Here is a 21708-nt window from a genome sequence, read left to right on the forward strand (position 1 = left end):
TTACTCCAGCTCCAGGCTAGCGTCCGACGGCGCCGCGTCAGGAATGTCCAGGTAAGCTGTTTCGTCCATTTGCTCAGTCACGCGGAACACTTCATCCAACGAAGTAATGCCTTGCGACGCTAACTTCAAAGCACTCACCACTAAGGGTTCATAGCCTTCACTTTGGCGCGCGGCTTTAGCAAAGTCAGAACTATTATTTCGACGCAACGCATCGGTCATTTCGTCATTGAGCTCTAATAGCTCAAAGATCCCTATGCGCCCTTTGTAACCAGTATTATTGCAATACGTACAGCCCTTACCTTGATGCAGATGCTGCGCCTCTACACCGGCTTCTTCGGCTTTAATATCGAGCCATACACTTTCTTGAACCGATGGTTGGTAAGGCGCTTTACAGTTATCGCAAATACGCCGCACTAGACGCTGGGCTAAGATCCCGCGCAACGCCGTACCTGCTAAGTATCCCTCAACACCAATATCAATAAGCCGCATGGCGCTAGAAATGGCATCATTTGTATGAAGCGTGGATAAAACAAAGTGACCTGTCATGGCCGCTCGTAACGCAATATCGGCCGTTTCTAGATCGCGAATCTCACCCACTAATAAAACATCAGGGTCTTGTCGCAAACACGAACGCAGTACTTTAGAAAAGGTTAAACCTATCTGTGGATGAACCTGTACTTGGTTAATCCGCGGCAAACGATATTCGACAGGGTCCTCTACGGTAATAATTTTCCGGCTGGCTTCATTCAGCTCATTTAAGGCGCCGTATAATGTGGTCGTTTTACCACTACCCGTTGGCCCTGTTACTAGCAAAATCCCATGAGGCTGATGAATTAAGCGGCGTAAGCGCGCCAGTAAATAATGGGGTAAGCCGGCCTTATCGAGCCCAATCACCCCACCACTTTGATCTAGCAAACGCATTACCACTGATTCGCCAAACTGCACTGGCAAAGTTGATATACGCACGTCAACAGTATGATTTTTAACATTAATTTGAAAACGCCCATCTTGCGGTAGCCGTTTCTCGGAAATATTGAGCTGCGCCATCAGCTTTAATCTAAGTACCAAAACAGGCGCAATACGCGTCTCCTTCATCACTTGCTCTTGCAAGACACCATCAACACGCTGCCGAATACGCAGCACATTTTCATCTGGCTCGATATGAATATCCGACGCGCCAACCTGCACAGCATCCTCAAATAAGCTCTTTAACAGACGAACAACGGGCGCATCCACCTCATCCGCAGCCGTTAGACGAGACAGGTCGAATGTATCCTCGGCCATCTCCTCATTTACTTCATCGGCGAGTGAGGCAATATCGCTTGTGCGGCGATACATCAAATCAAGAGTCTGTAAGAGCTGGCTCTCGGCAACCACTGCAAGCTCTACCGTCTTGGGTAATAACCGTTGTATTTCATCAAACGCGAAGATGTCTAGCGGGTCCGACATCCCCACCAAAAAGTGGTCAGGGTTGTCTTTGAGCACAATGCAACGAAAACGACGGGCATGCGTCTCTGATAGTTTGAGTACGTCTGGCTGGTTAAAGCTGTAGTGCGCTAAATCAACGAGCGGCACATTCATCTGCTTGGCCAAAAACTCTAAGAACTGTTGCTCTTCTACATAACCTAAGGAGATGAGCGTGCGGCCTAGCTTTTGTCGTGTATCTTTTTGACGCTGCAGTGCCTCCATTAACTGAGGCTCAGAAATCACTCCGCTCTGCACCAACAGATCACCAATACGAATTTTCATTTTAGGCGATGCCATTGTTTTTACCCTTTACTGTAAACGCTGAAGTTGTTGTGCGGCATATTGGCGCAACGCGGGTGGGATATCAGGTATCCGTATTGCATTTTGGTAAGCATCAATGGCTCTACTTCGCTGCTGCAAATGCTCAAGAGAAATCCCCATATTGATCCATGCTCTTGCCTGTTGAGGGTTCAGGGCCAGCACGGTCAAATATGATTGGACAGCTTGTCGGTGGTCTCCTTGCAACTGATAAGCAGACGCCAACAAATCAACATAATCCTCACGAGCTTGCGCTTCGGGATATTGTTGTAATAACGCCAATGCCATATCACCATTGCCTTGCTGCAGTTGCGCTCGTGCATTGAGCAATGCCCATGACAAACTTGCAGGGGCTCCATCGATGACCCGCTGAGCAGACGAATAGTTTTCTGTGGATAAGTAGAGCTGCGCCAACAAATAACGGCTTTGATCACTCTTTTGATATTGCGCTACAAACTTTTCTAAGCGCTGAACAGCGGCATTGATATCATTTTTAGCTAATAGACGACGAGCTTCACGTACGATCGAGCTATCAGTGGGCTTAGTGTTCATCGCCTTTCGCCACGTTCCTGACACTTCGTTGGTGTCGGGCGTATTGTTTTCAGCGCTCACTTCTGGACTGGAGACAGCTGCAGGGCTAGCGGCTGCCGGTGTGGATTCAGGTGTGGATTCAGGTTCAGCCACACGAGCCGCACTCGGCTCCGTTTCAACACGGCTCGATTCCGGTGAACTCTGGTTAGCGACTAATGCTTGGGTTGCTACTGCACCGCTAGGAGCGGCCCGAACCATGGACACATCCACAACCATACGTGCTGGATTTTGACGTAACGATGGCTTAAACCGCATGGGTACACGCGTTTCAATGCGAAAGCGTGTTCCTGTGTCGCTCGGTAGTTGAGTAAAGCGGGAAACGTGGTCTGATAGTGTCTTTGGTAACGCTATTGCTAGTTGCGTTTGTGCAATATCCCATTCAAACGCTTGGGCGCTATTCTCATGAACCGTAAAAGGACGTGTATTGGTTAACCATATAGATAAATAGCCATTGCCATCAGCCAAACCAGTCCAATTAATTTTAGTGACTGTATTAGCGACTGGCTGGGTGGAAGCACCTGCGGGTGTGCTAGTCGCATCGTTATTGACTAACTCGTCGCTTGCTGACTCCAACCCTATCGTTTCAGCGGCTGGCTGCTGCTCTGTTCTAACGGGCGTCAGTGCCTGAGGCTCAGAAACAGATTGAGTCTGCGGTTGTGTTGAAGGAGCAACGAGCTGTTTGTTGATATCTTGTAATATCCAAGGGGCGAATGAGCGCACCGCTAAGTAAGCGGTTAGCAAGCAAAGCACTAAACATACAATGATCGTTACCCACAAACGCTGACGGCTTCGCTTGGGCTTGCTAGACCCTTGTATTGCAGCCACTGCGGATAACTCGCCGCGTTGACGAGCATCCAGATCGCGAAGCATGTCATTCACTAGGCTCATAGCAAGCCTCTTGATTGAGCGGCATAAAGAACTCCAGCGCTGATGAGCGCAATGGTCAGCCCTTTCCACAACCACTGTTGATAGTGATTGGACAGAGTCACTCCCTCGGTATCATCAATAGCGCGCATGACGTGAAAAGCACTCACCGTTGCATCACCTTTGCCATAGGCGCTCATTAGCGCTTTATGCGCCAATATATTCACCAAGCGAGGAATACCGGCTGACGACTCTGACAACAAGCGAATCGCCTTCTTCGAAAAAAGCGATAAGCCGTTATAGCCTGCCCGAGTGGCTCGTTGTTGTAGATATAGTTCTACCGCATCATCGGCCAACGGATGTAAACGACAGCTAAAGGTTATGCGTTGCTTTAACTGGCGTAACGATTGCTGAGCCAGCAAAGTATCTAGCTCTGGCTGCCCTAGTAATACCACCTGAAAAAGCTTTTCGGATTCTGTCTCAAGATTGGTTAACAACCGCAACGCTTCTATTGTCTCTTCCGGCATAGCCTGCGCTTCATCGACAATGAGCACCGTATGCCGCCCCTCGCGCGCATGTGCGACTAACTGCTCGTTAATACGCGCCATGAGCGCTAGATCGCCCAGCTCTAATGCCTCTTCGATACCTATTTCTAATGCAAAGTGCTGACGCAGGGCTTCTGGGTTTAAGAACGGATTAGGTAGGTACGCGGTAATGTAGTCTTGCTCATCTAGCGTGTTTAGTAGTGTGCGGCACAGCATGGTTTTACCGGTACCCACTTCACCCACAACTTTGATAAAGCCATCGCCACCGCTAAGCGCCACCAGCACTAAATTTAATGCCTCTTGATGCGCCGGCAACTGTAAAAAGAAGCGCGTATTAGGCGTTAGTGTAAAAGGCAGCTCTTGTAACCCAAAGTGATCCATATACATATCGAGCGCTCCTATAACCGGTTATTGCAAGCCACGGAAGCTATCTAGCGAGCGTTGCAGCTCTTGCTTCCAGCTATTGCCATCAGCAATCACGGGTCTGAGCAAAATCACCAGCTCACTTTTATCGGAGCTTTGCTGGCGTTGCTGAAACAACTTGCCAACACCCGGTATGTCACCTAAGCCTGGGGCTTTCGCAAGCACATCGTTACTGCTTGATTTCATCAAACCGCCAATCACAATGACTTGCCCACTGCCCGCCCGAACGACACTATCGGATTCACGAATAGAACTTAGCGCCAGCGGAATGTTAAACGCATCATCGCCTATGCTAATGAGCTTTTGCTGATCCTGAACTTCACTCACTGATGGGTGGATATGCAAAATAATTTCGTCGTCATCACTAATTTGGGGAGTCACATCTAAGGCTATCCCAGAGAAGAAAGGGGTTAGTTCTACATCCGGTGTAGATGTGGTTGCCGTACCGGTGGTTGTCGTGTTTTGAATATCGGTCACATAAAACTCGTCTGTCCCCACTTTAATAACTGCTTTTTGATTATTTAACGTAGACACCCGAGGGCTAGACAGTACCTGCACATTACCTTGGCGACCTAGCAAATCGATAAGCGCCGTAAAATCATTTAAGTTAAGTGCAGCACTGAAAATGCCACCAATATTGTCTGGGTTTGTGAAAGATGCAGAACTTTGCCCAACCACGAGGTTATTACGAGAATTAGGCGTACCTATGGCAGACCAATCAATCCCGGCCTGAAAGCCGTTGCTTAGCGTCACTTCTAGGATCTTAGCTTCGATCACCACCTGACGGCGTAATATCAATTCGGCTTTTTCAAGGTATGACTTAAGCGTGAGCAGCTCACTAGGATAAGCACGCGCTACTATTACGCCAGTTTGCGGGGTAACCACAACTCGCTGACCCGCTTCTTGGCCGATAATAGCCGATAATGTTTGTTGTAAATCACCCCAAAAATCCGCTTGGCTACGCGTACTGATTTGCGTACCTTGGACCGTTTGCGTGCTACTGCTATCAGATGAATCAGAGCTATCATCGCTGCTGTCATCATTACTCACTTGCGATACTGAGCCCGAACTCACTGATGTTTGCGACTTGCCTATGCGCTGTATATCCAAGTAGTTAACTTGAAATATCTGTGTTTCTAAGGCTTTAGGGACAACCTGGTACAGATTACCGTTACGCTTATATTCGTAACCGTAGACATCGCGCACCGCTTTCATGACTTCAGCGACCGTCACGTCTTTTAAGTGCAGTGTTATCGCCCCCGCTATCTCTTCATGAACGATCATGTTGTAAGGCGTACCTTCAACCAACCCCATAAAGAACGTGCGAGCACTCAACCGGTCTGCCGACACATCGAAGCGTTCGTCCTCAACCGCCGCTAATTGAGCGATTGACATTGGAGCGAGCGCTAAGGGTGCTGGAGGCGGTTTTAGTGCATTCGTCAGTTGGTTATGCGCAATCGCCTGTTCCAATACTAACTCAGACTCTTTGGCGGGAGGCTCTTGCGTTACATGCCCAACCGTTTGGCAACCAGCCAACACAATCGGCAATAGTAAACAGCCAACTCGAACGGGCATTGGGAGTATCTTTTCTAATTGTATATTCATTAATAATTGGTCTCTCATCTCCGGTGTACCTTCATACCGGATTGATCGGTAACTGATACCCACATCGTCTTTTGATCGATCTGCAATAACACTCGCGTTGGTGTAATTCGAAGCACCTTAGCGCCATCAACAAAACTACCTAAGCTTGCTGGCTGGCCATTGATAATGGCTTGCGCGCCTTTTTTACGTTTAATAATAGACGCTACCTGAAAACTCGCAGCTGGCTGGGCAGCAAAGGCAACCGGCGCTGAGTACTGGCCAGGTCGGGTGGGATCTTTTACTAAAGCGGGCGCTTCTTCAGCTGCCAACCTATTTGTAAACAGCATAGCTAGCAGCAAGCTACTTACTAATAAGGTAGAAACGGTCTTCGGATTTGAGTTAGCCACCCAACCACCCCTCCTCGCCGCTTAACGTATGGATACGCAGCGTCACTTCTGTTGTCGGATATTCTTTAACGTTGAGCTCTAGTACATCCCAAAAGAAAGCTTGGCTTAGTTGTTCCAAGCGATGCAGATATATATATACAGCGGCATAACTGCCACTAACCTTTAGCTCAAAAGCATGTTCATATACTGGAACAGGATCGATCGGGGTTTCTGTAGCTGCTGATAGGCCGGCGGTAGTGTTTGACGCCGCCCCTGCGTTATCGCTAGACGGCTGACCCGTGATATCTAAACGCTGAACAGGCAGTGTTTGTAAGGATAGAAGGCGTAAATCAGATGACTGATCCAAAACCGCCTCTAGTACCCGGCTCATTTGCGTAGGATCAACGAGCTTAGCCGACTCATTAGCGATACGTGACGACATTGCTAAGTCTTGAGAGACTAAGTCATCAATATCCAGGCGAATGGGGGCTGAAGGGTCTTGGGACAACGCACGGTTTAAAATAACCAAACTGGCTTCATTCGCTTTAATAGCCTGCTGCTGTTGAGTGATCCTTTGCGTAGATGACTGGATGGCTTTTTGTTTAGGCTCAATAACCAATAGAAAGAGCAAAACTACCACCAAAACAACCAGCGTTCCTGCGATCAACACACGCTCACGTGGCGTTAAAGCGTTAAATTTCTGGCGCCACGATTCAATCGTTGTAACCCCTTCCGTACTCATTGCGAACCTCCTGTAAGCGTATCCGGATTCGACTTATCAGAGGTCAATTGTTCATCACTATCAGCAAGACGTGACCCGGCGGCATCAAACTGATGATTGTTTGAGCCTTCAAGCGCTGTAGTCGCTAACGTATTGATACTAAACCCCCTAAAAGATGGCATAAGCGATAATTCACTGAAAAACACCGGCATCAAAGATGCCTCCGTGGTGACACCGCTAAAATCAGCAGCCTGCAGAGGGTTATCGAAAGCTAACCGCGTTAGCCACATCCCCTCAGGGATTGTCGCGGCCACATCATGCATCGCGGTAGAGAATCCAGGATGACGATCAGGAGAAATGTGCGACAGCAAGGTCATGAGTCTTTGTTTAGTGCGTAAACGTTGCTCTAAGCGTGCTTGACGCTGCAACAACTGCGCATCAGGCTTTAACAAACCAATCGCTTCTTCAGCCTCTTTAACTTGTTGCTCCAAGGTGTGAGCGCGCAGGGTAACGGCATCCAGCTCGGCAGTCGTTTTCATGTCCATCCAGTACATCCAGGCGGCCCACAATACGGCTACCAGCACAATAGCCACGCAGGCGCGGATGACATAATCAAAGCTGAGCCAATCAGTCTTGGGGGCCACCCTTTCAGGCAATAAATTAATCCGCTGTTTTAACATGCTCATTTCGCCTCCGTATTACGCAAAGACGCGGCAATAGCGATTAAGCACACCTGCTGCAAATCAACGCGCAATGGCTCATCAGAACCAACGACATCGGCTAAGTCCAACGACTGAACATCCGCAGATAGATTGTTACGCAGCTCCATTAACAACGGTGTTTCACCTACTTGCAGCGGCAATATGAGGATACGCACACACGGCGGTTTACCTATCTGGCTTTCGAAGTAATCCATAGAACGCTGGATATCTAGAACCGTATTCTCGACCTGATTAAAAGGGCTATAAGACAACCCTCGGGCTAAATACAAAGCACTGCCCGATAACATGGTGAGGTTACTTCGATCTTCTTCTAAAAAGAGAACAGCCGTGCCCATCTCTTCGGCACATAGCGATTCAGTGATATTTAGTAAGGCCAATTCAGGGATATCAATAGTAACGGCGGACACACCCAGTGCATCCAACCAATCTACGCGTTGATCAATTAACGTCCGCTCGGCCACAACCACATAAATCATCTTACCTCGCCCCCGATAAGCATCGTCGGGTAACTCAATGTAATCGAGATAAGCATCTTCAGGGTTAAATTGGATTAAGTCTTTAACACGCCATAGCAACGCATCTTTTAACTCGTCCACTGGCACATCAGGGGCTTCAATCAGTAACAGTTGGTACTCGCCCTCTTGTAGCACCAAGCTAACAGGGACATCGGTTAAACGGTGCTCAGATAAATACTCAGCAATAACTTTACTGTTTGTAAGCGGTTGAGCTTGCTCAATAAACGCCACCGTCTCTAAATGCGGCGCCCCATCGCGCAAATGATTAACAGCCAACGCCACGCCGTCGGGCATAACCTGTAGCGCCAATAAGCTATCGTGTGTTTTTTTCCGCTTCTTAAATGAAAACACCTACTAATCCCTTCATTCACGCTACACCCAGCTAAACCCGAATGGTTAAGCTCGTAAACCAACAAACGTTTAATTTATAGCGACCAACGCCCCATTAAGTTTAGACGAAGATTCAAAGTTCGCCCGCTCAGTGACTGGGTAGGCCTGTATGACATAGCAAGAAAAAGAGTATCGGAAACAAGGAGGAAGCCCGCTAACACCAACAAGCTCTCGTTTAAAACGCAGAAAAAGCCTAAAGGCCCGTAAGGTCACTGAAAAAAATACGTAAAATCATCAATAATTATGAATTCTTGCTTGCAAGAACTAGGCTTAAATGGTTGAATATGCGCCACTTAAGCCCGGATAGCTCAGTCGGTAGAGCAGAGGATTGAAAATCCTCGTGTCGGTGGTTCGATTCCGCCTCCGGGCACCATTTCCTACAAATGGTACCAAGTAATATATTAAAGCCTCGCCAACCTCACTAGGTGTTAAGCGGGGCTTTTTTGTGGGTGAAATTCATCGATTACCTTTATGTGCTTAGCTAAAGCCCCGATCAAGCATTAGCAAGAGGGGCTAATAATGGCTGCTTACTTCTCGTAAGTATATATCACGTCACCGCCACTGCCCGAGGTACCTGTTTCAGATTCGAAATCCCATTTCGAGCTGAGCTTATACCGCAAGAAGAAGGTGCTGGAGGGTTCCAACAAACCAACGCCATACTTAATATACAAGCGGGGCGAGAGGTACTTGCCAATGAATAACGATGTCTCATTCGCCGAGTCGCCTTCTAGGCCAAAGTCATCCAGCTTTAGGGTTTCGTTTAAATTTTCGGCAATGCTGTTACCACCTTTCATAGCGAGCGCGGCGGCAGCCCGATAAAGTAACGCTTGTTCAGAACTAGAGCCGGTTCCCGGTGCGCGTCCAAACATAAGGTAGGATAACTTACTGCTTTCAGGTAGTGAGGGTGACGAGTAAAGGGTAAAGCGCGGGCTGTTGATGGTGCCAGACACTTGCGCGCCTACCGTAACATCATCACTGTCAATGGTGCGTGATACCCGCAGATCTAGGCCGGGGTTATCCACAGGGCCACCGGTAAATACAACGCTGCCCCGCTCGATGGTCAGGTCTTGTCCATAAAGCGTGTACTCACCCGCGGCTACATCCATATTCCCAGTCGCTCGTGTTGCTTGACGACCGTCATCTTCAATCAAGATGCTACCCAATAGCCGACCTGAGAATCCAAAGGCATCAACATTAACTTTATCACCGAGGGTTAACCGAACAGCGGCATCAATGGCTGGGCCCGCGGCGACTTCGTTTAATTCACTCTCATCCTGCACCACCACTACGTCAGAAGAAACACTCGTACTGTTAACACCACTGGATTTAGGGGGCGTAATGTTCGCTTCCGGTATGGTGAGTTCTCCGCGTACTTTGATCAAGTCAGGGTCGAGCCCCACCTGCAGGTCCGGCGAAATCCATACCTGGATCTCTTTAGTTCCCATCGCTAAGAAGCGCTTGCCTGCTAACGTTAATTCACCCGCCCCCGCCAGAGGGTTGTAATTACCGGCTATATCGATTGTGCCTTCTCCAGATGTTAACGCCCCAGTAATGTCCAGTGTATCGCTACCCTCTCTGTCTTTGATATTGAGCTTGATGGGATCCATCACAATACCAAGAGCGGGTAGTTCTGCGCTGGCATTTTGCAGCTCCATGTAACCTAAAACTTTTGGCTGAGAAAGATTACCTGAGATAGTTAGTTCGGATTGTACTTGCCCTTTTACGGCTTGAACTTGCGGAGAAAACAGCGAGATAAATTTAAGATCACTCAGTTGAGCGTTAAAGCTACCGGCAAGTATCCCTTGATTATAAAGGTCATTCACAGTCATTTTTGCTGTGATACTACCCGCTGGCTGCAACACAGGAATTTGCAAATTCGCGGTGAGGGTTTCTTTTTCACCTATCACGCTCACCAACACATCGCCTGTGGATATATTAAGGTCCTGATCTTCGAGCGAGACTCCACCTTGAAGCACAGTGGCGCTAACATCAAAAATTGGGTTCTTACCCGGCGGTAAGCTGAAATCGGATGATGCCTGCAAAACCCCTTTAGTTACTGTGCCTGCAGGCATAAAGGGTTCCAACAGGGTCAGTGATATTTCTTTTAACGTGGCCGCCCCTTTAGCACCGCTTTTAGTCGACCAACTTCCTTGCACACACGCAGCGCCACTGCCAGTAGGCTGACGATTAAGGCACAATTGTGAAGCGCTTGCTTGCTCCGCACTGCCCGTAATGGCTACCGGGTTGCCTAACTGCCATTTCCCTGCCAATTCATTAGTAATATCAAGCTGCGTTAAGGAGCCTGCCCATTGCGGCGCTTTCCAGCCACCATTTAACGCTAAGGACACATCAACTTCGCCTTCTTTCGCAACCAATGTGAGGTTATGCTGCTCCGGTGTACCTTGCCCTTTAAGCGTAATATCAGACCATTGTTGCCCGCTGAGGTTAACCTGTGTTGCGGTTAGATCTAACGTAGACTGTTGCTGCGCGCCCAGATTAACGTTTACATCAGCTTCGAGCTTAGCGATTCGATTCGTCGAAAACTGTAACGTATCGCCCGCTATATTACCGATGATAACTGGCGCTGTTTGTGTACCTTTTACCGTGCCTTGCCCGGTAATACTGCCCTGAGCATTCGGCAAAATGTCGGCTAGTTTAGGGGCCTTAATCGCCCAGCTTAGGTCAAGGTTGTTTGCTAAGCGCCCGGATGTCGTCAGTTCTGCACCAGCCATCGATAAACGCAGTTGTTCAATATTGACCACATCACCATTCAGCGCGACTTTACCTTGCCCACCGACCGATTGCTCTCGCATAGAACCCGTCAGTTGTTTGATATCAGCCGTTAGTGATAAGACGCCAGCGGTTGATATTTGACCTTGCGATGTCAGCTCAGTCGTCAATTTCCCAGGCCATTCAGGCCACTGAGCACCCGGATTAATACCCTTACCCGTTAATGCAACTTGCCACTTAACCTGCGGGGCCCATTGCGCATTACCAGTGACCGCTAACTCGCCTTCTAGTGTGTTGCCCGTTAGCGAGAATTGCTTAAAGCGCTCGGTGCTTCCTTGAGCATTGAGTTGCCACTGCCCGGCAGGTATGGCATCGCCATTGAGCTGCGTTGACATAGCAATGGTGTACCCATCTAACGGCCCTGTCACACTTAGTGTACCTTGTTCGCTACCCGCGAGGAGTGTATCCCCCGTCAACGGGTAACGCAGCCCTTTCCACACACCGTTTAGATCAAAGGTCGGTTGCTCTTGGATATGTGAGACATCCCCACTCAGCGTTACAGTGCCTTTAGATTGGTCCTGCGTAAATGCAAGTGAAGTCACGGTCACTTGCTCCATGTCGAAGCCGATATCAGCCGAGCCAGACACTGTTTGTCCAGCAAAGTCGGGCACGGCAACGCCTAAGTCGACCAAAAACTGATCGAGCGTTAGCGTACCGGTCGGCGCCTGTAACACATCATTAAGCGTCAAAACCAACTTCGCTTTTAGCAAGCCTGATAATTGCTGCGTTAACTCCAATACATCTGTATTACCGGTCAATTTACCTTCGCCCACTAACGGCGATTTATCCGGAAGGTTTACCGACCAGTTAACGGCGAGATCTAACGGGTATGCATCAGTTGGCGTAACGTCCCCGGCAATCTCAGCTTTACCTTGAGGAGCACTAATGGCTAGCTGATCAATAACGAGCTGATCGCCCTCTGTATGCGTTTTTAGCCGTAAATTATCAATCGTTTGAACAACGCCCGGCGACCCATCCGCTAAGGTTGGCTGTAAAGTTACGCCCGTAATAGTCGCGTTATCGATAGCAAGCTGAACCGGTAAGCTAACGTTCGGTAAACTGATCGGAAATAAGGGTGTTTCACCAACGGGTTCTACTTCGGGCTCCGTATAGGGCAACACCAATGTCGGCTGATCAACCTCCAGCGAGATGACATGTGCAGTCAGGGATAGGAGCGCTGATGGTTCCCAATTAAGATATAAGCGAGGAATAGCCACACGTAGCCCATCCTCTTGCCCGTAGGTTAACGATTGCAGTGTCAGCTCATCTAATAGCGCACCTTCGACCTGCGCCACCGACAACTCACCGGGAGCAAAGCGTTTACCCAAGTCCAATAGTTGACGGGTACCCGATTGCGTACCACCTAAATAAGCCACCGTTCCTACGACCAGCATAATAATCAACAGCACCAGCATTAATAAGCTTAAGCCTGTCCACTTAGCCACTTTACCTGGACTCATAAATCAGCTCCCAAGGTGAAGTGAATGCGGAAACGGTCATCACTGTTATTTTGCGGGAAACCCAAATCCAAGCGAATAGGACCAATTGGAGAAAACCAACGAACCCCAAAACCAACCCCAGTTTTTAAGGATAAATCGGCATCTTCGTAGGCATTACCCATATCGATAAAAGCGGCAACCCCCCAGTCAGAGCCCGTAAACCGGTAATCGGTCTCTAAGCTACCCACTAGCAGGTTAGGTCCACCAACCACATCACCGTCATCGCCCTTAGGGCCTAGGCTTTGGTACGAGTAACCACGTACGCTGGTATCACCACCGGCATAAAAGCGATGAGAGGCCGGTATTTTGTCAAAATCATCCGCCGCTGTTATACCGGCTTCAACACGAGCCAGAACACGAATTTGGTCCGTCAAACTGTGGATAACTTTACCGCTAGCCTGCACTTGCACAAAGTTGGTATCAGACAACACTGAATCAGCGCCACCGATGATCTGCCCTGACAAACGGTAACCATTTTTTACATTCAATCGATTACCCGTGGAAACCGTCGAGGCACTAAATAAGGGGTACAGTAACGTAGAACTATCCGTCTCACCGTCCAGCGTATAGGTTTCTTCTTCATACTGTAATGAAGTCACCATCTGCCATTGCTTCCATTGCCACTGCTCAGAAACACCGATAGACAAACTCTCTGAATCAACGGTATCGGAATGCTCATCCTCATAGTTCAAATTGATGGTATAACGCTCAGTCATGGGGTTTTGGCCAGGAATCGCGTACTCCAATGAAGCGGAGTTAGTAATTTGCGATAACTGCACGTCCCCGCTTAACTGATGGCCAAGCGAGTTAACCCAACGCCGGGTTACTCCTAAACGCACTCGCGCACCGGTATCAGTACCATAGCCACCACCGGCCTCATAACGTGTACGTTTTTGAGGTTCGAGGATAATATCAATAGGGACTTGCTGGTTACTTGCATCGCTCCATAGCGGGCGAACCTCAACACGAGAAAAGTAATCGCTATCTAACAAGTTCGTTTGCAGCTCAACCAGCTCACTCGTTTTAACAGCCTGCCCTTCTTCAAATGGCAAATAACGAGTCAGCAGCTTTTCAGAAATCGGGCTATCAGAAAAATTAACCTGACCAATGCTGTATCGAGGGCCGCTGGCAAAGTGGAGCTGAACATCAGCCGTGTAGCTGTCTATTTTTACCAAGACCTGACTCTTAGTCACTTCCCCTTCATGGTATCCCCGCTCAGCGGCCAACGATAAAATTTGGCTTTTAAGCCCGTCATACTCACTGTGTATTAAAGGGTTACCCGGCTTAACAGGTGTACTCGCTAGTAGCCTCTTAAATACTACATCCTCGGCAGCGGCTCCATCAATCGCGATATCAACTTTGCCATACGGTATAGGGTTGCCCGGTACGATGGAGTAGGTCGCCACCCAAACATCGGGGCCATCTTTAAGCTCTGAGGTAATAATAGGGTTGTAGTAACCAAAAGGCTGCAAGGCGGTACGAATTTCGTCTTCAGCTTTGCGGTTTAAATACCGCACACGGCTCTCACTTGTGAAGGTTTCACCGTTAAGGGACTCAATCGTTAAAAAGGCTTTTACGTTGTCAGCAACTTTACCCTCTACACCTTGAATAACCACATCAAGCTTGGCTGCCGATGCATTGGAAGTAAATGCCCACAAACTCACTAAGAAACAAACGATGGCTCTACTGCGGTAACGACTCAATACTCATACTCCTACAATCGCCAGCAAGACGCTATTCAAGCAGGCTATTTTTCAATCGTCCATAATTAAGAGGCAGCACGCTTTTTGCTGCTGCCTCTTACTATAAAAATTACAAAAATATGGATGATAGCAAAGCGTGTACGTAAGACACTAAAAACCCGATTTAATTATCGGGTTTTATATAAAAACGAGGCATTGAGCAAGCAGCAACTTTTATTGAAACGCCCCGGCATACAAAGCTGTTACCTCATTCATACGCTTTAGTACTTTTTCTGCAGAACGATCAATTAAACCGGGCACGTAGACATGTTCGTCCGCTGCTTGCGAGGTCATAGTAAAGCGCTTAAATTGCTGCCGCACATCGGCTAATGATGATGAAATAGCAGAGCTATTGGTCGGGTTAGATGATAAGTAATCCAAGGCGGAATCAAACTCTTGATAGGCTTGTTCATAAATAGGCTTAATTTCTGCTTCAAAACCCCACGCCATCAATGCGTAGCTGGCAGCCATGCGCTGACTTAACATCCGTTGACGGCCTGCTACATTGACCAACTGCCCTGTTCTTGTCTGAGATTGGTGCTCCAGCGACAAGACAACTTGATTCGCCGCCGCCAACAGCGCATCATTTTTATTTCGCAGTGATAAGGCTTTGTTTTTTTGCGGTGTTTGCTGAAACTCTTTTTTAACAATAGCCCACTGTTCAGTGACGTTCGCTAACAACTCAAGCGTTTCCAAATCATTCGAATAGCGCTTTAAATTGACAAGCTGCTGATCAAAAAGCGCAATCGATTCATCTAGCTGCTGTTGCGCACTGCGGCCACGAATTGACTGCCCTATTAAGGCATAATTTTTCAGCATTCGCTGCGTCAACATACGCTGGCTGCCAGCTTGATTAATCGCATCACCAAGCGTATTGATTGACTCTGCCTGCACGTTGGCGGTCGGTAATGCTATGCCTACTACAAGCATCATTATCAAAGCTAGCATCAACACCACACGATGCCTTACTTGATAAAAAGCGGTTAGCATTAAGTTCGTACTCATCAGGACTGAAGTTCCACTGTACAATTGATACATGTTTTTTCCCGCTGACTGTTCCTTGTTTACTATTCAATAACCGCCAGTTTACGTCATCACCGCCTGTAAACTTTTATTGGCCACCTTACCCAGCAAGGCTTCCACATGATCCAACAATTCATTCTCATTCCACGGTTTGGTGAGGTAGACACTCACACCGGCTGCGGCGGCCTCTACACGATGCTTTTGGGTCGAGCGTGATGTAATCATCATGACAGGAATATCCGCCAACTCACTTCGGCTAATCACAGTGGACGCTAACTCCATGCCATTCATGCGTGGCATTTCTAAATCGGTCACTATTAAGTGAGGCGCTTTTTTCTCTATCTGACGAATAGCATCCACACCATCAATGGCAGTGCACACCTCAAAGCCGGCATCTTTAAGCAACAAAGCCAACGACTTTCGCGCACTCAATGAATCATCTACGACCATAATCAACGGCAGCTCAGAAACCGGCTGCTGTTCAAGCTGCGACAACCAATTGTGATTCTGGCCGGTCAGTCGATCGAGTCGCGTGGCTAAGTCAATCACAGGGGCGACAGCACCATTGGATAATAATGTTAGCCCTGGAATTCCCGGAATTTCAGGGACATACGGCCCCATTTGCTTAAAGACGAGCTCACGTAATGTAATCACTTCGCTGACTAATACAGCGACAGTTTCGCCTCCGGCTTCAACCAATATGACCTGAAAGATAGGATGTTGGCGGTAGTCCACCAAGGGTTCGCCCACCAAAGACTCTAACGGATAAGCTGTATAACGCTCCCCTTGGTGCTCAAAATAGAGCTCTCCTTGCGACTCAATCAGCGCCCCATCTAATGACAATATCGTTTGTCCCAAGCCCGAGGATGACAGCGCGTACACTTGCTGGCGCGAACGCACTAGCAAAGCTCTAATCATAAGCGAACTTGAAGGTAACGAAATTAAAAAGCGGGTGCCTTGCCCTTGGCGCGCCTCAATGGAGAGCGTGCCATGCAAACGGCGAATCTCTTGATGCACTACATCCATGCCGATACCACGCCCCGACAGCTGGCTAGTATCACGGCGTGTCGAAAACCCAGGTAATAGAATCAACTGCTGTATATCGGCTGTTGATACTTCCTGCGATTCGCTAATGAGCCTTCTTTCTATCGCCTTAGCTCGAACCAAATCAGCGTCAATGCCTGCACCATCATCTTCACACTCAATTAAGATGCGATCTTGTTGCTGACGAAAACGCAATGTTAGGCGCCCAGTTTCAGGCTTAGATGCTTCAAAACGTAGATGTGGTGTTTCAATACCATGATCAACGGCGTTACGAATTAGGTGCATCAACGGGCCCGTCAACTGATTGAGGATTTGACTGTCGATGAGCGTACTACCGCCTTCGATTGTCAACTCAACCCGTTTATCCGTTGCACGACAAGCTTGGCGCATAATCCGCTCAAAGCGGGCCGTTAAGGTACTCACCGCTACTTGGCGTGCGCGCATCACTGCATCCAAGGTTTCTCGCTGCACACCGGCTTGAGCTATTTGTAGGTCATTCAGCTTTTGTACGCGCCCGGCCATTTGCAAGTCGACTTCCCGCACATCCGCCGCGGTCTCATTCAACATCGAAAAGCTAGTGTGCATTTCGTGGTAACGGTCCATTTCTAATGGATCAAACACGCTGGATTCGTCACCTTCCTCTGGAGAGTGCGATGTTTGCTCGTCTGATTGCAGTGTGTAAGATTCGTTGAGGTGCTGCTCTAGCTCTAACAATAGCTTTTGAAGCTGGCGGTGTCGGTCTCGGCTGATCCTCGTAAGCCCTCGCAGCTCAGCGAGCTCGTCACTAAGCTGAGATGTTAACGCGGTATTTTCACCCGTTATACGGAACAAGTCGTCAAGCAAGACACGCGGTACTCTAAATTGCGTATCATCAACAGCGGGTGCACTGGAAACTACGGCTACCGGAGGCTCAGCTTCTACTTCCTCTTGAACCACCTCGCGGGCCTCAAACACACTGGCGCTATCATCATCGTCAGACGACATGGCATCACCGGCAACAGCATCAACTCCTTGGCTGCGCAATGTGTAATACCAATCCATCATCGACTGCAATGCGGTACTGGCTACATCAGGTACTGGAGAGCCGGCCAACAAAGCATCGACTATTTGCGCCAAGCTATCCGTTGCCATTTGCAGGTCGTTTCTAATCGCGCGTCCTAACGAGACCTTCGCATCGCAGACGGCCTCCAGAATATCTTCCATCCGGTGGGTAATATGCGAAATAGCGGATAAACCTGCCATGTTAGCCAAGCCTTTAAGCGTGTGGGCATAACGTTGTGCATCCATGAGCTGAGCCGCAGCCATTTGCTTGTCACTGTCGGCTTTTTGAGCATGTTGTAAGGACAGCATCAATGAATCGACAAGCATTGGTAGCTCGTCATGAAGCATCGTCATCAAGCCTTCATCGATATCTCCGGCATCAGGCATTGATAAGTGATCATCTGTCACTACTTCAGGTTCAATTACCGTTGCGGTTTTAACCGAGGCAACAGCCATTAACTGGCGCAAATATTCAGCTTGGTCAGGCGTTAGAGGCACAGGCAAACTAGGCTGGCTAAATAGCGGCAGCAAGGCATCGCTCAATGCGTCATCCGCGGTGGACTCAGCTAAGCTATCTAGATACGCAGCAACAGCCGATACGCATGAGGTTACCCAACGAATATCCGCGTCTTCCACGCCCTGCTCGGCGACACTGTGCACATTAATGCATAAGCCTTCTAACAAGCATTGAACAGCGTATAACTGGACTGACTTAGCAGCACGTATAATAGGGGCTAAGTCCGTGGGCAACTGTTGCAATGCTTGGGTAGATAGATCCTCATCAATATCGCTTAGTAAAGCGCGTATTGAGTCACTTAGCATCGATAATACTTCGCCATCGACTTGGCTTATATCATCCGTTAATAACGCCGGATCTTGTGTGCAAAATACGATTTCCTCTTCGTCCAAGGAAGCACTTTGCGCCGGTTCGTCGTTCGTTTGTTTCGCGACAATAGCGGCACAATCGTCATGCAGTAACTCAAGCAGAAAAGTAAGATCATCTAACGAGATAGGTCGCGGCCAAATGTCGCTACTGAGCACCTCAATAATGTCATCAACTGCGCTAGAATCCCCTGCCAATAGGCGCAGTAAATCTTTGGGGAATAGCACTAACAACTGGCAGGCCGAATTCATCGAAGCGCTAGATACATCCGGCAGTTGACCGTAAAGTTCTAGCTGCAGCGCTAAGGCATCCGCAGCGCCTGGCAGCTCTTCTTCACTCGCCTGTTCAACAAGCGTCTCAACCATTTCGTCAAGAGAAGCCACCGCTTCGGATCGTTCATTACTTGTCAGCACCTGCTGCAAATACGGTATAAAATCCGTAATTGATTGGGATAACTCACTCATGACAACGCCCCTTAAGCCGCAGGCGACGAAGCCAATTTAAAGACACTCACAGATGACTGCAACGATTCGGCTGAAGCCACCAGCTCATTAGACAGCTCGGCTTGGCGAATCATCTCGTCGTTGGTGGCCGCTGTTGAATCATTAATCCGCGCCGCACGCACCTGTAGCTGTTCGGCCAACTTCGCCTGTTTAACCGCACTCTGGGAAATACGTACAACGGACTCTACCAATGTACTCGTGGTGGCTCGTGTTTCTTCCATCCGCGCACCCGCTTCCTCGGCAAGACGTGTCCCCTCAACAACGTCGGTTATTACGTCGTTCATAACGGCAATAGTGTCAGCGGTCTCTGTCTGGATATTACTAATTAAGCTTTCAATTTCAGCGGTAGCCTCTCGCGAACTTTCAGCCAAACGTTGTACCTCATCTACCACGACCATCAACCCACGCCCGGCTTCACCAGCAGAGGCAGCGTGCATACTCGCATTCAAAGAGAGCACATGCGTACGCTCAGATATACTGTTGATCAGGTTGATAATGCCGCCGATCTCTTGCGAACGTTCGCCCAAGCGCTTGATACGCTTTTCGGCGTTATGAATCGTTTGATGAATTTTGTTGATGCTCGTTACCGTTTGCGACACCGACTGCATGGCATTCTCTGACGTATTCATGGCTCGTTGCGATGCTTTACTGGATAAATGCGCCAACTTAGAAATTAACTGCATGGCACGTACCACCGACTCCAATCCCTTAAGAGTTTGGTGAATCTCATCCTGTTCACGCTCTGCATAGGTAATAACCGTACCCGATTGCTGCTTTACCTGTTGCGAAGCGTTGTTAACGTGCTCAGCAAAGCGCGTTACGTCATGTAAAACCTCATTCATTGAGCCCGCTAACTGGTTAATAGAGTCGGCCACCGCTCCGGTAATATCTTCGGATACAGGCACCCTCACCGTTAGATCTTTTTCACTTAGCATAAATACGTTTTGGATCAACGAGATAACTGATGTGTTTAACCGTGCGTTTTCTTGCTCTTTTTCTCGTAAGCTTTTTTCTTTTTCATCCAAAAGCGAGTCCAACAAGGTACTTAGCTGGCCGACCTCATCCTCATGGCGAAAACCTGTGCGCGCATAGTTATCCCCATCTCGGATACGCTCTATTGTTTGCTGCATTGAAGACAGCGGGTTAATTACACCACTTTGCAAAATCCATAATGCGATGCCTAACGCGATTAACATCAAAACAATAGACAAGAAGAACAACGAGTTCATATCTTTGGCATTCTCGTTACGCGTTACCGCATCAGCCGCACGATAATCCTCTACAAGTGCACCGAGAGACACAATCTGCGGCTCTATTTTAGCGATTGTCTGCGCCATCATTTGCGTCTGCTCAGTTAACCGCTGACGTACATCGGTTAACCGGGATAGCTGCTCTTCCATGCGGCTAATATCTGCCAAAATTTCACGGCGTAGAACTTGGTCACCAATTGGCGTAGTGCTAACTGCTCGTGACAGCGAAGCAAGCTCAGCCATCAGTTCCGATTGCGTCGCGAGTAAGTTGTCACGCTCTAATGCTCGGTAGGCGTTTGCAGTTAATGCATCAACCCGTTCGGTCAGTGTGGTCACCGTCGAGTTTTCCACTAACACTTCCAAGGTTAACAACTGACTAATAAAATCGCTTTGCACCCCATCTTCACTAGTCAAACCCAGCTCAATAGAGGTATCAACGGCTTCATAAAAATGGTCTTGGTACTCATCAACAATAGAGTGGAAGACCTCAATCATCTTTCGGTCTTTATCACTGATCAAGTAACCATCAAGACTGTTAATTGTAGTGTCGAGCTCATTCATTCGTTGGTTAAATACATTCAAGTTTTCCAAATCTTTGGTGAGGAAGAACTCTTTTTCCGACAGCTCACCTTGCAAAACATTCGAGGTAATCGAGTCAATTTGGTCGGAAAATGCCTGCATCTTCTCAGTTCTTAGCTGTGCCAAGCGCTCTAACGAAAGCGTTTGGTAGTAGGAGTAACCCAAGAAAACCAAGCCAGCAAAAAGAAGTAATACGGCTAGCATAAACTTAACCGAAAGCTTTAAATTCTGGAAAGCTGAGAACGATTGCATAGAAAATCCCTAGGTGCACTCACCTGTAAAACGAAAGCATGAGGTATGTTACCTCGACTATTTCACTGGCATCCTTACCGAATAACCGCTCCATCCTAAAGCGGTTACTTACTTGTTGTCAGTGTTAGGCATTAAATTGCGGAATAAGCGATGTGAACAACGCTTTATGGTCTAGCTCCAGCCATACATGGTCATTCGCCAAATAGGCTTGGTTAACAAACCCCTCCAAAGCCGACGCAATGTCAGTTGGCAAATCACATGGCTGATAATCGGTTAGTGATGCCGGATAGTCATCGGTCATGATACCTACCGTATCGGGTGTGCTATCTAGTAGCAGCACCCACTTAGGAGGGACTAAATCAGCGTTTTTACCATTAAGCAGCACACCCATATTAAACACGGGGATTACATCACCACGGTGATTAATAAAGCCACTAAACCAATCAGGAGCTCCCGGAATACGGCACCCAGATGCCATCGGCACAAGCTCACTGCGTGTCCCTACCGGTACCAACAAGCGCACACCAGCAACAAGCACACCATGGCGTACCTGAGCACCGGTGTCGTTTGGCAATA

Annotated in this window: 14 protein-coding genes and 1 tRNA gene; 1 reads left to right on the forward strand and 14 read right to left on the reverse strand. The window is 48.3% G+C overall.

Annotated elements, in window-relative coordinates:
- From OW491_RS06060 to OW491_RS06095, 8 genes are read right to left on the reverse strand one after another with little or no spacing between them, the layout of a single operon-like run.
- Entirely contained in the window at window positions 1-1764 is a 1764-nt protein-coding gene (locus tag OW491_RS06060; RefSeq protein ID WP_075179481.1) for an ATPase, T2SS/T4P/T4SS family, read from the reverse strand.
- A gap of 12 nt (window positions 1765-1776) precedes the next feature.
- Window positions 1777-3264 carry a tetratricopeptide repeat protein gene (locus tag OW491_RS06065; protein WP_290035124.1) on the reverse strand — a complete coding sequence of 496 codons (1488 nt, stop codon included), beginning with the start codon at window positions 3262-3264 and terminating at the stop codon, window positions 1777-1779.
- On the reverse strand, window positions 3261-4172 hold the full coding sequence (locus OW491_RS06070; protein ID WP_290035125.1) for an AAA family ATPase: 912 nt from the start codon (window positions 4170-4172) through the stop codon (window positions 3261-3263). Before OW491_RS06070 ends, OW491_RS06065 begins: the two co-directional genes overlap by 4 nt.
- A 21-nt stretch (window positions 4173-4193) precedes the next feature.
- Window positions 4194-5831 (reverse strand): pilus (MSHA type) biogenesis protein MshL, encoded by a 1638-nt coding sequence (gene mshL, locus OW491_RS06075; protein ID WP_246283286.1) that lies wholly within the window; start codon window positions 5829-5831, stop codon window positions 4194-4196.
- On the reverse strand, window positions 5828-6199 hold the full coding sequence (locus OW491_RS06080) for a hypothetical protein (RefSeq protein ID WP_290035126.1): 372 nt from the start codon (window positions 6197-6199) through the stop codon (window positions 5828-5830). The genes mshL and OW491_RS06080 overlap by 4 nt, the downstream gene beginning before the upstream one ends.
- On the reverse strand, window positions 6192-6920 hold the full coding sequence (gspM, locus tag OW491_RS06085) for a type II secretion system protein GspM (protein ID WP_290035128.1): 729 nt from the start codon (window positions 6918-6920) through the stop codon (window positions 6192-6194). Before gspM ends, OW491_RS06080 begins: the two co-directional genes overlap by 8 nt.
- A complete protein-coding gene (locus OW491_RS06090) occupies window positions 6917-7585 on the reverse strand; it encodes a hypothetical protein (protein ID WP_277253468.1) in 669 nt (222 codons plus the stop codon). Before OW491_RS06090 ends, gspM begins: the two co-directional genes overlap by 4 nt.
- Complete coding sequence (locus OW491_RS06095; RefSeq protein WP_290035130.1) at window positions 7582-8487, reverse strand: hypothetical protein; 906 nt, start codon at window positions 8485-8487, stop codon at window positions 7582-7584. Before OW491_RS06095 ends, OW491_RS06090 begins: the two co-directional genes overlap by 4 nt.
- Window positions 8488-8823: 336 nt before the next feature.
- Here OW491_RS06095 and OW491_RS06100 point away from each other — a divergent pair.
- Window positions 8824-8899, forward strand: a tRNA-Phe gene (locus tag OW491_RS06100).
- Window positions 8900-9053: 154 nt separating this feature from the next.
- Here the strand turns inward: OW491_RS06100 and OW491_RS06105 are convergent.
- The 6 genes from OW491_RS06105 to OW491_RS06130 form a co-directional block, all read right to left on the reverse strand.
- Window positions 9054-12776 carry a translocation/assembly module TamB domain-containing protein gene (locus OW491_RS06105; RefSeq protein ID WP_290035132.1) on the reverse strand — a complete coding sequence of 1241 codons (3723 nt, stop codon included), beginning with the start codon at window positions 12774-12776 and terminating at the stop codon, window positions 9054-9056.
- Entirely contained in the window at window positions 12773-14518 is a 1746-nt protein-coding gene (locus OW491_RS06110) for an autotransporter assembly complex family protein (RefSeq protein ID WP_290035133.1), read from the reverse strand. The genes OW491_RS06105 and OW491_RS06110 overlap by 4 nt, the downstream gene beginning before the upstream one ends.
- A 213-nt stretch (window positions 14519-14731) precedes the next feature.
- Complete coding sequence (locus OW491_RS06115) at window positions 14732-15562, reverse strand: type IV pili methyl-accepting chemotaxis transducer N-terminal domain-containing protein (RefSeq protein ID WP_290035134.1); 831 nt, start codon at window positions 15560-15562, stop codon at window positions 14732-14734.
- An 81-nt stretch (window positions 15563-15643) separates the two neighbouring features.
- Window positions 15644-19012, reverse strand: a complete 3369-nt coding sequence (locus tag OW491_RS06120; protein WP_290035135.1) for a response regulator — start codon at window positions 19010-19012, stop codon at window positions 15644-15646.
- An 11-nt stretch (window positions 19013-19023) separates the two neighbouring features.
- Entirely contained in the window at window positions 19024-21132 is a 2109-nt protein-coding gene (locus OW491_RS06125) for a methyl-accepting chemotaxis protein (RefSeq protein WP_178969570.1), read from the reverse strand.
- A 124-nt stretch (window positions 21133-21256) separates the two neighbouring features.
- Entirely contained in the window at window positions 21257-21706 is a 450-nt protein-coding gene (locus tag OW491_RS06130) for a chemotaxis protein CheW (RefSeq protein ID WP_290035136.1), read from the reverse strand.
- Window positions 21707-21708 lie beyond the last annotated feature (2 nt).

It is taken from the genome of Neptunomonas sp. CHC150 (assembly GCF_030397555.1).
In the GTDB taxonomy this organism is placed as follows: domain Bacteria; phylum Pseudomonadota; class Gammaproteobacteria; order Pseudomonadales; family Balneatricaceae; genus Neptunomonas; species Neptunomonas phycophila.

What these genes read in the sequence shown, in the direction of transcription:
- OW491_RS06115 (WP_290035134.1), bottom strand. Translation starts at nt 15,562, where the DNA reads ATGAGTACGAACTTAATGCTAACCGCTTTTTATCAAGTAAGGCATCGT.
- OW491_RS06090 (WP_277253468.1), bottom strand. Translation starts at nt 7,585, where the DNA reads ATGAGCATGTTAAAACAGCGGATTAATTTATTGCCTGAAAGGGTGGCC.
- OW491_RS06070 (WP_290035125.1), bottom strand. Translation starts at nt 4,172, where the DNA reads ATGTATATGGATCACTTTGGGTTACAAGAGCTGCCTTTTACACTAACG.
- mshL (WP_246283286.1), bottom strand. Translation starts at nt 5,831, where the DNA reads ATGAGAGACCAATTATTAATGAATATACAATTAGAAAAGATACTCCCA.
- OW491_RS06105 (WP_290035132.1), bottom strand. Translation starts at nt 12,776, where the DNA reads ATGAGTCCAGGTAAAGTGGCTAAGTGGACAGGCTTAAGCTTATTAATG.
- OW491_RS06060 (WP_075179481.1), bottom strand. Translation starts at nt 1,764, where the DNA reads ATGGCATCGCCTAAAATGAAAATTCGTATTGGTGATCTGTTGGTGCAG.
- OW491_RS06125 (WP_178969570.1), bottom strand. Translation starts at nt 21,132, where the DNA reads ATGCAATCGTTCTCAGCTTTCCAGAATTTAAAGCTTTCGGTTAAGTTT.
- OW491_RS06120 (WP_290035135.1), bottom strand. Translation starts at nt 19,012, where the DNA reads ATGAGTGAGTTATCCCAATCAATTACGGATTTTATACCGTATTTGCAG.
- gspM (WP_290035128.1), bottom strand. Translation starts at nt 6,920, where the DNA reads ATGAGTACGGAAGGGGTTACAACGATTGAATCGTGGCGCCAGAAATTT.
- OW491_RS06065 (WP_290035124.1), bottom strand. Translation starts at nt 3,264, where the DNA reads ATGAGCCTAGTGAATGACATGCTTCGCGATCTGGATGCTCGTCAACGC.